Origin of the sequence: Sphingomonas kyeonggiensis, assembly GCF_014196745.1 — a bacterium.
GTDB classification, from domain to species: domain Bacteria; phylum Pseudomonadota; class Alphaproteobacteria; order Sphingomonadales; family Sphingomonadaceae; genus Sphingomonas; species Sphingomonas kyeonggiensis.
The window spans coordinates 1,113,458-1,126,110 of sequence record NZ_JACIEH010000001.1; the positions used below are offsets into that span (position 1 = coordinate 1,113,458).

The 12,653-nt window shown below is 66.2% G+C and carries 12 protein-coding genes and 1 tRNA gene; 8 read left to right on the forward strand and 5 right to left on the reverse strand.

Annotation, left to right across the window (positions count from 1 at the left end):
- Positions 1 to 167 precede the first annotated feature (167 nt).
- The 4 genes from GGR46_RS05400 to GGR46_RS05415 are packed head-to-tail and all read left to right on the forward strand — an operon-like array spanning position 168 to position 3,184.
- The gene (locus GGR46_RS05400; RefSeq protein WP_183996779.1) at positions 168 to 1,418 is read left to right on the forward strand and encodes a lipoprotein-releasing ABC transporter permease subunit; all 1,251 of its coding nucleotides are present in this window, start codon (positions 168 to 170) and stop codon (positions 1,416 to 1,418) included.
- On the forward strand, positions 1,411 to 2,115 hold the full coding sequence (locus GGR46_RS05405) for an ABC transporter ATP-binding protein (RefSeq protein WP_183995253.1): 705 nt from the start codon (positions 1,411 to 1,413) through the stop codon (positions 2,113 to 2,115). The genes GGR46_RS05400 and GGR46_RS05405 overlap by 8 nt, the downstream gene beginning before the upstream one ends.
- The gene (locus GGR46_RS05410; RefSeq protein WP_343058027.1) at positions 2,112 to 2,708 is read left to right on the forward strand and encodes a GNAT family N-acetyltransferase; all 597 of its coding nucleotides are present in this window, start codon (positions 2,112 to 2,114) and stop codon (positions 2,706 to 2,708) included. Before GGR46_RS05405 ends, GGR46_RS05410 begins: the two co-directional genes overlap by 4 nt.
- The gene (locus GGR46_RS05415; RefSeq protein ID WP_183995255.1) at positions 2,705 to 3,184 is read left to right on the forward strand and encodes a glutathione peroxidase; all 480 of its coding nucleotides are present in this window, start codon (positions 2,705 to 2,707) and stop codon (positions 3,182 to 3,184) included. The genes GGR46_RS05410 and GGR46_RS05415 overlap by 4 nt, the downstream gene beginning before the upstream one ends.
- A 414-nt stretch (positions 3,185 to 3,598) precedes the next feature.
- On the opposite strand, the gene GGR46_RS05420 is transcribed toward GGR46_RS05415, so the two are convergent.
- Positions 3,599 to 4,078, reverse strand: a complete 480-nt coding sequence (locus GGR46_RS05420; RefSeq protein ID WP_183995257.1) for a division/cell wall cluster transcriptional repressor MraZ — start codon at positions 4,076 to 4,078, stop codon at positions 3,599 to 3,601.
- Between the two features lie 275 nt (positions 4,079 to 4,353).
- Here GGR46_RS05420 and GGR46_RS05425 point away from each other — a divergent pair, with 275 nt between their 5' ends.
- Positions 4,354 to 5,604, forward strand: a complete 1,251-nt coding sequence (locus tag GGR46_RS05425; RefSeq protein WP_183995259.1) for a hypothetical protein — start codon at positions 4,354 to 4,356, stop codon at positions 5,602 to 5,604.
- 74 nt (positions 5,605 to 5,678) lie between these two features.
- On the opposite strand, the gene GGR46_RS05430 is transcribed toward GGR46_RS05425, so the two are convergent.
- Entirely contained in the window at positions 5,679 to 6,140 is a 462-nt protein-coding gene (locus tag GGR46_RS05430) for an Lrp/AsnC family transcriptional regulator (RefSeq protein ID WP_183995261.1), read from the reverse strand.
- A 181-nt stretch (positions 6,141 to 6,321) separates the two neighbouring features.
- Here GGR46_RS05430 and GGR46_RS25320 point away from each other — a divergent pair, with 181 nt between their 5' ends.
- The 3 genes from GGR46_RS25320 to GGR46_RS05445 all read left to right on the forward strand — a co-directional run bounded on the left by GGR46_RS25320 (position 6,322) and on the right by GGR46_RS05445 (position 9,716).
- Positions 6,322 to 8,595 carry a histidine kinase dimerization/phospho-acceptor domain-containing protein gene (locus GGR46_RS25320; protein WP_246425903.1) on the forward strand — a complete coding sequence of 758 codons (2,274 nt, stop codon included), beginning with the start codon at positions 6,322 to 6,324 and terminating at the stop codon, positions 8,593 to 8,595.
- Between the two features lie 37 nt (positions 8,596 to 8,632).
- Complete coding sequence (locus tag GGR46_RS05440; RefSeq protein ID WP_183995263.1) at positions 8,633 to 9,613, forward strand: polysaccharide deacetylase family protein; 981 nt, start codon at positions 8,633 to 8,635, stop codon at positions 9,611 to 9,613.
- 26 nt (positions 9,614 to 9,639) lie between these two features.
- Positions 9,640 to 9,716: transfer RNA gene (locus GGR46_RS05445), tRNA-Ile, on the forward strand.
- Positions 9,717 to 9,881: 165 nt separating this feature from the next.
- On the opposite strand, the gene GGR46_RS05450 is transcribed toward GGR46_RS05445, so the two are convergent.
- From GGR46_RS05450 to gnd, 3 genes are all read right to left on the reverse strand, one after another.
- Entirely contained in the window at positions 9,882 to 10,625 is a 744-nt protein-coding gene (locus GGR46_RS05450; RefSeq protein ID WP_183995265.1) for an HAD-IIB family hydrolase, read from the reverse strand.
- A gap of 136 nt (positions 10,626 to 10,761) precedes the next feature.
- Positions 10,762 to 11,652 (reverse strand): Cof-type HAD-IIB family hydrolase, encoded by an 891-nt coding sequence (locus GGR46_RS05455; RefSeq protein WP_183995268.1) that lies wholly within the window; start codon positions 11,650 to 11,652, stop codon positions 10,762 to 10,764.
- Positions 11,633 to 12,610 (reverse strand): phosphogluconate dehydrogenase (NAD(+)-dependent, decarboxylating), encoded by a 978-nt coding sequence (gnd, locus tag GGR46_RS05460; RefSeq protein WP_183995270.1) that lies wholly within the window; start codon positions 12,608 to 12,610, stop codon positions 11,633 to 11,635. Before gnd ends, GGR46_RS05455 begins: the two co-directional genes overlap by 20 nt.
- Positions 12,611 to 12,653: the final 43 nt, after the last annotated feature.

Sequence of the window (12,653 nt, forward strand, 5' to 3'; positions counted from 1 at the left end):
TGCTAGGCGCCCGGGCCGTGTTTGTCACTGGCATTACAAGGGATAGGCGCAGATTGGTGTCACCCTGTGTTGAATCGGCAACATAAAGGTTGGTGGTAGGAATTCGCTGCCATCTGCCCTAGATCAGAGGCCGAGCCGATTTCTGGGTGAGTGCCAAGACCCGCATGCTGCTGATTTCACGTTACGAGCGGATGATCGCCCGCCGCTATCTCCTGCCGGGGCGGAGCGAGGCGTTCATCGCCATCGTCGCCGGGTTCAGTCTGGTCGCCGTCATGCTCGGCGTCGCCGCGTTGATCGTGGTGATGAGTGTGATGAACGGGTTTCGCGCCGAGCTGTTCGACAAGATCACCGGCCTCAACGGCCATGCCGTCATCCAGGGCTATGACGGTCAGCTGCGCGACTGGCGCAGGGTGCTGGAGGAGGCGAAGAAGACGCCGGGCATCACCAGCGCCACGCCGCTGATCGAGCAGCCGCTCGTCGCGACCTATAATGGCCGGGTCAAGTTCATCAATCTGCGCGGCATGCAGATGCAGGACATCCTCGGCAACCCAACGCTGAAGGGCAAGGAGATCATCGGGTCGTTCAAGAGCCTGAAGCCCGGCGGCGATCAGATCGCGATCGGCTCGCGGCTGGCGCAGGGGCTCGGCGCGACGGTCGGCAGCGAGATATCGATCTTCAATCCCGCCGGCTCCTCCACGCCGTTCGGCACGGTTCCGCGCATCGTGAAGTACAAGGTTGCCGCGGTCTTCGAGGTCGGCGTCTACGATTACGACGAGGTCTACGGGATCATGCCGATCGAGGATGCGCAGACTCTGCTGCTGCTCGGCGACGGCGTTTCGATGATCGAACTCGAGACGTCCAATCCGGACAAGGTGGGCGAGATACTCCAGCCCCTCGTCGACAAGGTGAGCCAGGTCGGCCAGATCACCGATTGGCGGATGATGAATTCGGAGCTGTTCGACGCCTTGACGGTCGATCGCACGGTTTCGTTCACCGTGCTGTCGATCATCCTGGTCGTGGCGGCCTTCAACATCGTCTCGTCGTTGATCATGCTGGTGCGCGCCAAGACGCGCGATATCGCCGTGTTGCGCACCATGGGGGCGACGCGGGGCGGGTTGATGCGTATCTTCGTGACCGTGGGCACCACCATCGGCGCGCTGGGTGTGGCGGCGGGCGGTCTGCTCGGCTTCCTCTTCATCACGTTCCGCGAGGGAGTGGTGAAGTTCATCGGGCTGGTCACCGGCCAGAACATCTGGGACCCGCAGATGCGCTTCCTCACCGAATTGCCCGCCAAGACCGATCCTGCCCAGACGATCGGCATCTGCGTGATGGCATTGATCTTCTGCTTCCTCGCGACTCTCTATCCCGCCTGGAAGGCCGCGAGCACCGATCCGGTGCAGGTGCTGCGCTATGAATAGCTTTGAAGGACGCGCCGTGGACGGCGCCGGTCCGGTCCTGCAAACGCGCGGCCTCAAGCGCAGCTTCAGCCAGGGCGGCGAGACGATCGAAGTGCTGCGCGGCGTCGATCTCGACGTGCAGCCGGGCGAGATCGTGGCGCTGCTTGGCCCCTCGGGCTCGGGCAAGTCGACCTTGCTCCAGGCGGTCGGACTGCTCGAAGGCGGGTTCCAGGGATCGATCCGCATCGCTGGCAAGGAAGCGGCGCAACTGGACAGCCCGGGGCGTACCGCCGTGCGGCGCGACCATCTCGGCTTCGTCTACCAGTTCCACCACCTGCTGCCCGATTTCAACGCGCTCGAGAATGTCGTGCTGCCGCAGATGATCCACGGCGCGCTGCGGGCCGATGCCGACAAGCGGGCCGAGGAACTGCTCACTGCGCTCGGCCTCGGCCATCGGCTGACCCACCGGCCGAGCCAGCTCTCGGGCGGCGAGCAGCAACGCGTCGCCGTCGCCCGCGCGCTCGCCAACCGGCCCTCGCTGGTGCTGGCCGACGAGCCGACCGGCAATCTCGACGAGCTCACTTCGGACAAGGTGCTCGCCGAATTCCTCGGCCTGGTCCGCACCCAGGGTTCGGCTGCCCTGATCGCGACTCATAACGAGCGTCTCGCCGCGCGGATGGACCGGGTGGTGCGGCTGCACGAGGGGCATCTGGAGTGAACCCGTGGCGTGATGTCCCGACCTTGCCGGGCCGCCACGTCACGCTTCGCCCGATGGCGCGCGCGGACCGCGCCGGGCTGCTCCAGGCGTTCGACGGTCTCCGCCAGCTCTTCCACACCACCGTGCCCGATGACGCCAGCATCGATGCATGGATGGACAGGGTCGAGAATGACGTGGCGGCTGGGCGGGGCCTGCCCTTCACCGTGCTCGATGCCGAGGGGCGCATCTCGGGCGCGACCCGCTTCCTGCGGATGAGCAGGACGCATCGCCGCGTCGAGATCGGTGGCACGCTCTATGCGCCGCGCGTGCAGCGGACCGGACTCAACACCGAGGCGAAGTACATGCTGCTGCGCCACGCCTTCGAGGTGCTGGAAGTCAACTGCGTCCAGATCCGCACCGATTTCCTCAACCAGGCCTCGCGCCGCGCCATCGAACGGCTGGGCGCGCGTTTCGACGGGGTGCTGCGCGGGCACATGATCCTGAACGGCCATCACCGCGACAGCGTCGTCTATTCGATCCTCGCGCATGAATGGCCCGGGGTCCGCCGCAATATCGAGCTGCTGATGGCGCGTTACGAAGGAGAGGGTGCATGACCGCGATCACCGACATTCCCGTGACCCGGGCCGGCGGCGAGCAGGCCACGCTCGCCGATCATGCCGGCGAAGTACTGCTGATCGTCAACACCGCCTCCAAATGCGGCTTCACCCCGCAATATGCCGGGCTCGAGGCGCTGTACCGCAAGTACAAGGATCGCGGTTTCTCGGTGCTTGCCTTTCCCTGCAACCAGTTCGGCGCGCAGGAGCCGGGCGATGCCGAGGAAATCGCGAACTTCTGCTCGCTCACCTATGACGTGACCTTCCCGGTCTATGCCAAGATCGACGTCAATGGCGCCGATGCCGCGCCCTTGTTCGAGGCGCTGAAAAAGGCCGCTCCCGGCGTGCTCGGCTCGAAGGGGATCAAGTGGAACTTCACCAAGTTCCTGGTCGATCGCCAGGGCAATCCGGTCGAGCGGTTCGCGCCGACGACTAGCCCCGACGCGATCGGCCCCGAGATCGAGAAGCTGCTCTAGCGGGCCACGGCGCCGTCAACTGGGTCGCCTGCGATGTGGTCGGCCCGGCCGGGCGGCGCAGGCGATAGGCGATGCTGTCCAGCACGAAGCGGCCGGTGAGTTCCAGCAATGCGCTGCGATGCGGGCGTGCCCGGCGCTGGCCGCGAACTCTCTCCGCGGCGGGATTGCGCGGTTCGCGACGACGCGGGGCTGGGGGCGTCTGCATCCGGGCTGCCACGGCGGAAGCGGTATAGCCGACATCGCGACGCCGCCAGTCGATGGCTTCGCCCGCGGGTACTTCGGCCCATTCCTCACTGCCGACCGCGCGTTCCAGGTCGGTGCCGCAGCGGACGCACATCGCGAATTCGCGGCCTCCGTCGCGAAGCCGGCCGGGCATGGCGGCGTGCTCGAGCAGCCGGCAGCGGAGCGAACGCATCAATAGCGTGCCGAACGGTGGCGGCGGGTGCCTGCGCGCGGCGGATGGCGATACGTCACCGCCGGGAATTCATAGGGGCTGGCGCTGACGCCGTTCTGGGCGGCGGCGAGCTGGGGGTTCCAGATCTCGAACCGGTCACCGGCGCCAACGACAAGCGCGACGCTTTCGATCCTGCCATGTTGGCGCATGGCGGCGGGAAGGGAGAGCCCGCGCTCGGTGCGCGGTTCCATATCGACGATGCCGAGTATGCGACGCATGCTCGTGTCGGTCGCCTGCGCATCCACGCCCGAGCGGGTACGAATTTCCCGCAGATCGGCACGCGCATAGCCGACAAGGCACTGGTCGCGCTCATGAGCCGAAAGCACCAGGGGCTCGTCGGTGGCGGGTAGGCCCAGGGCCTGGGCGGTGCTTTCGGTCAGCAGCAGATTTCCATCCGCATCAACCTCGCAAAGTGCACATCCGCGAAACAGCGACCCCATTTTTTGCCCCTTCAACGCAACAAGTTACCTGTACTGTTCACAAACTTATGCACAGGGTTAATGCACATCAACCAAAATATGTGCGGTAAGGTGGTTAACGCGCGCGACCGGTCGTCGAAACATTTCCTTACGAGCGGAGGCGGAGCCTCCCTGTTAAAGACGCGTTCATCGCAGAACCGGCATCGGCTGCTGCGATCGGCTTGAACGGCGCGTTTCGGGCAACTAGAGGTGCCCCGAAAGCCCCCCGCTCTTTCCCCGTCTATGGAGAGTTTCGCATGAACTTCGCTTCCAAGCTCGCGCTGGCCGCCGTGCTGTCGCTGGGCACCACTGCGCTTACCGTGGCACCCGCCGCCGCGCAGAAGAAGGACGACAAGAAGGCAGATCCGAACGCGCTCAAGGTGAGCGACGAGTTCCGCAAGCCGGCCGCCGCTGCCGAGACTGCGGTCAAGGCCAAGGATTGGGCCACTGCCGAGCCGTCGATCACCGCTGCCGAAGCCGCGGCGAAGAACGACGACGAGAAATATTATTCGGCGTGGCTGCGTCTCCAGCTCGAGCTGGGCCGCGGAAACGAGAATGCGCAGATCCCTGCGCTCCAGATCCTGTCGGTCAGCCCGCGCACTGCGCCGGATGCCAAGAATGCCTATGCCGCGCGTCTGAACTTCCTGCTCGGCAAGGCCGCGGCATCGCAGAAGAAGCACGCCGACGTCCTGACCTACATGGCGAAGGCCCGCGAGCTCGGCGAGAAGAACCTCGACATCCCGCTGATGATGGCGAACGCCTATGCCGCCACCGGCAAGAACGTCGAAGCTGCCGCCGAAGCGCGCAACGCGATCGAAGCGGCCAAGGCCAGCGGCCAGAAGGCGCCGGAGGCCTGGTACCAGTTCGCGATCCCGAAGGCGGTCGCCACCGGCAATCGCGAGACCGCCTATGATTGGCTGGCCTATTACCTGAAGGACTATCCGACGGTGAAGAACTGGCGCTGGGCGATCGAGATTCTCGGTCAGGGCGCCAAGGGCACCGACCGTGCGGCCAAGACCGAGCGCATCGATCTCTATCGCCTGCGCCGCATCACCAATTCGCTCGCCGATCGCGGTGACTATGCGGATTACGCCTATGCCGCCCAGTCCTCGGGTCTGCCGTGGGAAGCGATCTCGGTGATCGAGGAAGGCCGCAAGAACGGCAAGCTGCCGGCAACCGACGCGGACGCGAACCGCACCTTCACCGCGGCCCAGGCCGGCGTGAAGAGCAGCCCGGCACTCACCGCGCTCGCTTCGCAGGGCGGCGCCGGCAATGCCGACGCGCTGCTTGCCGCCGGCGACAACGCGAACGCGCTCAAGCTCTATGACGCGGTGCTCGCCAAGGGCGGTGCGGACGCCAACGAGATCAACCTGCACCGCGGCATCGCGCTGCAGCGCCTGGGCCGCAAGGACGAGGCGAAGTCGGCGTTCCTGGCGGTGAAGACCGGCCCGTTCGTCAACGTCGCGCTGCTCTGGCAGGTCTCGCTCGACACGCCGCCGCTCAGCTGAGCGCGGCCAGGAGCCTGAAAAAGGAAAGGGGCGGCTTTCGGGCCGCCTCTTTTCGTTTCGCCGGTGGTGCGGCTTCAGGCGACCGGGACGCCCGGCAGCGCCTTGGAGGTGCGGATGGTGAGCGAGGTCTTCACATGCTCCACGTTCGGGGCCGGAGTCAGACGCGTCGTCAGGATGTGCTGGAAGCTCTGCAGGTCGGGGGCGACGATCTTCAGGATGAAGTCGATCTCGCCGTTGAGCATGTGGCATTCGCGGACTTCGGGAATGTCGGCGACCATTTGCTCGAAGGCGCGCAGATCCGATTCGGCCTGGCTCTTCAGGCTGACCATCGCGAACACGGTGAGATTATAGCCGAGCGCGGCCGGATCGAGCGCAGCGTGATAGCCGGTGATCGCCCCCTGCTGCTCCAGCGCGCGCACGCGGCGCAGGCATGGCGGCGCGGTCAGCCCAACGCGTTCGGCTAGTTCGACATTGGTCATTCGGCCATTATCCTGCAGCAGGCCGAGGATCCGCACGTCGATGTCGTCGAATCGCATTTATGTTCCTTCTTTCTTTTGATTCGTTTCCGTGTGTTGCGTTTAGACATAATATTATTACGCCGCAACGCAATTGTCCCACAATGCGACGTGCCGAAATGGACAGTTTCGAAGGGGCGTTCGGCGAGTTAAGGAATCGTTACGGCGTGTGTTGCTACGCCGGGTAAAGGGTAGGCACGCGTTGCGCTTTGACGACACTCTGGAGACCGTACTCGCGTCCGATCTGGGCACGCCGTACGGCGTCCAGTCGGCGTGGCGGCAGCTGGTCGATCTGATCGGCCGGCGCCGTGCGGCTGCGGGTGTCCGGGCGATGGGCGTGCTTCGGACGATTCGCGATTCGGTGCCCTTGCCGGTGCGTGCCGCCAGCGCTCGTGCCCTCGAATTCGCTGATCCGCCGCCGCCGCTCGTCCGCCTGTTCGCGCTCGATGAGCTGCAGGTCGCGCTGCCCGTGCTGCGCAGCGCGCGGATGAACTCGGCCGAATGGATCCAGCTGCTGCCCGAGCTGGCCCCTGCGGGCCGTGCGGTGCTGCGCAATCGCCGCGACCTGAGCCCGGTGGTGCGCCGCGCGCTGGAGAGCTTCGGGCCGATCGACTTCGTCCTGCCCGACGAGACGGTGAAGGAAGTGCCCGTCGAGGTGGCGGCGCCCGAACCTGAGGCGGTGATGGCCGAACAGGTCGTCGAGGTCATGGCGATCGACTGGTCCGAAGTCGTCGACGCCCATCCGGCCGAGCCGGCAACGGTCGCGGTCGAGGCGAGCGAACCCGAACTCGAGCCGGTCGAGGAAGTCGCCGAGGAAGCGCTGCAGCCCGAGCTCGAGCCCGCGGTGGAAGTCGAGGCCGAGGCGGAGGAAAAGCCGCTCATCTATTGGAGCGCCGCCACGCCGCGGCCGGTTTCCACGCACGATACCAGCCTTTCCGCGTTGCTCGCCCGGCTGCCCGATCCGGCTCTGGCCGCCGAAACGCCGGAGGATGCGCCGCTCAATGGCTTCGAGCCGGTCGACGCGGCCCTGGCGGAAGCGCCGGCGGCCATTGCCGAGCCGGAGCCCGCCGAGCTGGTCCAGGCCCTCGAGACGGTGCCCGACATGGAGGATCTCTCCTTCGTCGCGCTCGCCGGCCTTGCTCCCTCGCTGATCGGCGCTGGGGCGCAAGGGGCTGTAAGCCAGCGGAATCCGGTCCGCCCGGTCCAATCCGGGACAGACGAGTCAGCCTCCGTTATCGAACCGATTGCGCGGCTGGAGTCGGCGGCGCAGGGTCGCGCCATGGAGTATAGTGACAGCCTGGTCGCAGAAGCGCGGCAGATCGCGGCAGAAGCCGCGGGGGACGATGACGGCACCTTCGAGATCGCCGACGTCGTTGCGCGCATCGACGCGTTCTGGCGGCATCGCGAGGAGGTAGGCCCGCAGGCGCCCGCGCCGTTGCGCCCGGCCGACGAGTTCCGCTTCGAGACCGATGCCAAGGGAATGATCCGCTGGGTCGAGGGTGTCAGTCGCGCCCCGCTGGTCGGCGTGTCGCTCGACAGCCAGGCCGGGCCCGGCGCGTCCGAGAGCTCGCGGGTCGACGGTGTAGCCGCCGGTGCCTTCCGCCGCCGTGCCGGCTTCTCCAATGCCCGGCTTTCGGTGGAGGGCGAATCGGATGCCGCGGGCGACTGGCTGATCTCCGCCATCCCGGTCTTCGATCCCGGCAATGGCCGCTTCACCGGCTATCGGGGCACTGCGCGCCGTCCGCGCGTCGACGAGCGTGCCGAGCCGGTGCGCATCGCCGCCGGCCCCGCAATGCCTGCCGATTCGCTGCGCCAGCTCGTCCATGAGCTGCGCACGCCGACCAATGCGATCGCCGGCTTCGCCGAGATGATCGAGGCGCAGATGCTCGGTCCGGTGGGCGATGCCTATCGCGATCGTGCCCAAGTGATCCGCTCGCAGGCGCGCGAGCTGCTCGGTGCGATCGACGATCTCGATCTCGCCGCACGGATCGACAGCGCCGCGCTGTCGCTCGTGCCCGGCACGATCGCGCTGCGCCCGGTACTGGCCTCGATCGCCGATGATCTTGCGCCGCTCGCCGAACTGCGCGGCTCGGTGATCGCGCTGCCGATCGCGGACCTGTCGGTCAGCGGGGATCGTCGCGCGGTCGAGCGGCTGCTCGCGCGACTGCTCGCCACGCTCGTTTCGGCGAGCGGGCAGGGGGAGCGCATCGGCGTGCACATGGTGCCGGAGGGCGCCGAAATGGTCGCGATCACGATCGACCGTCCCCAGGCGCTCGCCGACTATCCCGGCGATTCGGTGCTCGACATCGATGACGAGCGCGAGGACATCACGCTGCTGGGCACCGGTTTCGCGCTGCGCCTGGCGCGCAATCTCTCCCGTGAGCTGGGCGGCGCACTGGTCATTGGCCGGGAAAGCTTGACTTTGCGGCTGCCGGCCGCCGTAAACGAGCAGGTGGGCCAGGCACATCTGAGCTGAAGTGGGGGACGGGGCCTCAGGTCGCGGCGGCTATCGCGTGCCTGCGCCCGGTGCGGGCGCGGGCGTCCATTGGCCCGATGATTTCGGCACCCGCTTCACGATCTTCGTCGATACCGAGGAAGAGTTCGATTGGGGCGCGCCGCTGAGCGCCGATGCGGATGGCACGCGCCATATGGCCGCGCTGCCGCCGGTCCATGCCCGCTTCGCCGCCGCGGGTGCAGCGCTCACCTATCTGGCGGACTATCCGATCGCCACGTCGCCGCTCGCCGTCGAGGTGCTGCGCGAAGTGGTGAAGGACGGCCGCTCGGCGATCGGCACCCAGCTTCATCCCTGGGTCAATCCTCCGCATGAGGAGGAAGTGAACGGCTTCAACAGCTTCACCGGTAACTTGCCGCTCGCGCTGCAGCGCGCCAAGCTGGCAGCGCTCACCGATGCGGTGACGCGGATCGCCGGCAGGCGGCCGCTGGTCTATCGGGCCGGGCGCTACGGGATCGGGCCCGACACAGCGGCGCTGCTCGCCGAACTGGGCTACCGGATCGATAGCTCGATGCGCTCGGCCTATGATTATTCGGACGAAGGCGGTCCGGATTTCTCGGCCGTGCCCAACCATGCCTTTCACCTGGGCGAACTGGTCGAGCTGCCCTTCACCACGGTGTTCACCGGCCGCTTGCGGCGGGGTGGAGCGCGGCTGCATCGCAATTTGGCGCATCTGCCCAGGGGCATTGGTATCGCATCGCGCCTCGGCCTCCTCTCCCGGGTGGCGTTGACGCCCGAGGACATGCCGCTGGACGAAGCCAGGGAAGCCGTCCGCGTCGCGGTGGGCGAGGGGTTGCGACTGCTCAACTTCGCCTTCCACTCGCCTTCGGTCGAGCCGGGGCACACGCCCTATGTGCGAAACGAGGCCGACCTGGCGGCCTTTCTGCGCTGGTGGGAAGAGGTGCTCGCCCTGCTCGACAAGCTCGGCGTGCGCTCTGCATCTGTGGATGAGATCATTGCGGCGGCTTGCAGGCCGGCCTGACCTTCCGCTAGGGGCGGTTTTGCTGGGGGCCTGTAGCTCAATTGGTTAGAGCTGGCCGCTCATAACGGCTAGGTTGCGGGTTCAAGTCCTGCCGGGCCCACCAGCAGTACTTTCTGCTCAAGCTTTGCGTTATCAGGAACCCTCGCAAATCAGGGGTTTGGAAGCGTTTTCTCTTCTCAAGCCTTATCATGACTATGCAGGGAAGCTGGCCACCCCGACTCGATCGTCCGCCTCGGTGCCAAGCTCTTCGACGCGACTCGGACCCGAGCTAGCGCATCCAGGCGACCAGCGCGTCGATGATCGCCGCCGTCTCGGCCGGGTCCCGTACGCGGATACTGTCGATGCCGGCGGATCGCACGGGTTCGTCGTTCCCGCCGGGATAGATTGCGTCGCCGAGGAACAGGATCGCATCGGGGGCGACCTTCGCATGTTCCACCAGCCTTGCGATCGCAAATGCCTTGTCGACGCCCGCCCGGGTTATGTCGATCGACGTGGACCCGCCGATCTTCACTGACAGGTCCGGCAGTGCCGCCGAGAGCATACGCTGCATTGCCTGGCGCTTGGACATGTCCGGGTCCCATGCCTTTTTCGCGTCGATCGGGGCTTCCTGACCCAGGGCCGAGAAGGTGATCTGGCTACCGCGGTCCTCGACCTGTGGCCCCCATATATGGTCAGGCGATCCTGCCCCTGCGGTAGCCCGGTCGAGCGCGGCCAGAATCCTGTCTCGTTCCTTCGGGGAGAAAGTCTCGGCATAGACCTGGTGCCAGGTCCCGTCCGAGAAGCGGAACAGCTTGGCGCCGGTGGTGGGCATGATGAAGAGCCTGTCCAGCCGCGTGTCTGGTCGCAACCGCGATACGAGCTGCTTCTCGAACTGGGGCCAGTCGCCGCCGGAAATGACCGCCGCCATCGCCACGTCGAGCAACGCCGAGAGGCTGGCGGCCATTGGCTCGTCCAGCGGCTGTTTGCTCTCTGCCAGCGTGCCGTCGAGATCGAAAGCTACCAGACGTTTCATGCCGCGCGCCTGCCAGGAGGCGAGCTTCGCCGGGAGTCGTCCCCCGGCAAACGAGCTTTCGCACGCACGGGTCTCCCGCTGATCGACTGCGTCTTGCCCGGGCAAGCGCAGGCGGGGATGATGTGTGGCATGGCCACTAGCGAACGCCTGCCGCTAGCCTGGGCATCAGGATTTCGTCGATCGCATGGGCTACGCCGTCCTCATCGGCGGAGAGCGAAACATGGTCCGCTGCCAGGCGGACGGCTTCGGGCGCCTGGCCCATGGCAATCGACAGTCCCGCCCGAGCGAACATCGGAAGGTCGTTGCGCTGATCGCCGATGGCAGCCGTCTCGGTGAGCGGAATGCCGGCTGCCTCGGCAAGCGCGGCAATGCCATGGCCTTTGTTCGCCTGGGCAGCGGTTATGTCGAGATAATAGGGCTGGCTTCGGATCACATTGGCTTCAGCGCCAAGCGTCTGCTGGAGCTGTGCTTCGAGCTGCGCCAGCAGTGCGAAATCGTCGCTGACCGCCACGATCTTGTCGATCGAATCCGCGAAGCCAGCCATGTCGTCGACAAGGGCCGGCTCCTGGTTGGTGGAGGCGATTTCGCGGGGCGTGTGAGGGTCCGCGAGCGACGAGGCATGCCAGAAGCCGCCGCGGAACAGCCAGATTGTCACGGGCAATCGTCCGAGCACATCGAGGCAGTGGCTGGCGGCGGCGGGCGGCACTACGAACCGCTGGAGGATGCTGCCGTCGGTTCGCAGAATGGTGCCGCCGTTGAATGCGCCGATTATGCCATTCAATCCCAGGCGTTCGGCCACCCAGAGCATGCCGCTCGGCGGGCGCGCGCTGATGAGGCTGAGGGCTGCTCCCGCTGCCGAAAGGCGCCGCATCGCCGCCACGACATTGTCCGACAGCGTCTTGTCGCTGCGGATCAGCGTCCCGTCCAGATCGGAGACGACCAGCCGGATCCTGCCGCTCACGCGTTCGCCTTCATTGCCGAAGCCGCGCCGTGATCGGTGCTGCGGTTCACTGCGGCATCTCGACATGGCCTCCAAAGCCGAAGCGCATCGCCGAAAGCAGCTTGTCGCCGAAAGTGGCGTCGACGCGGCTGCGGTACCGCGCGAACAGTGCCGCGGTCAGGACATTGGCCGGCACTGCTTCCTCCATTGCCGCATCGATCGTCCAGCGTCCCTCGCCGGAATCCGCGACCCGGCCGGTGAACTGTTCGAGCATGGAGTCGCGGGCGAGGCCGATCGCGCAAAGATCGAGCAGCCAGGAGGAGATGACGCTGCCGCGCCGCCAGACTTCGGCCACGTCGGGCAGGTTGATGTCGTATCGTTCTTCCGCCGGCAGCTTCTCCGACGCCTTGCCCTTGAGGATATCGAATCCCTCGGCATAGGCCTGCATCAGGCCATATTCGATGCCGTTGTGCACCATCTTCACGAAGTGGCCGGCGCCGTTCGGTCCCGCGTGGATATAGCCGCGTTCCGCCCGATCGTCGGTGGTGTCCCGGCCCGGCGTGCGCGGGATGGTGCCATAGCCGGGCGCCAGGGTATCGAAGATCGGATCGAGGAGATCGACCGTTTCCTTGTCGCCCCCGATCATCATGCAATAGCCGCGGTCGAGCCCCCAGACGCCGCCCGAGGTGCCGACATCCACATAGTGAATCTGCTTCTCGCGCGCCGCAGCGGCGCGAGTGATGTCGTCCTTGTAGAAGCTGTTGCCGCCGTCGATGATGATGTCGCCGGGCGCCGCGAGCTCGATCAGCCGGTCCACGGTATCCTGGGTAGGCCCGCCCGCGGGCAGCATTACCCAGAAGATGCGAGGCGTGTTCAGCCTGGCGACCACGTCTTCCAGCGAATCCGCCCCCGTTGCTCCTTCGCTGACCAGCTCGGCGACGGCGCCGTCGTCGCGATCGAAGGCGACGATCTCGTGGTTCCCGAGCATCAGGCGACGCGCGATATTGCCGCCCATCCGGCCCAGGCCGATCATCGCTAGACGCATATCATTTCCTTTCAAGAATTCTTCTGGAGGTGCTTGGGATTTC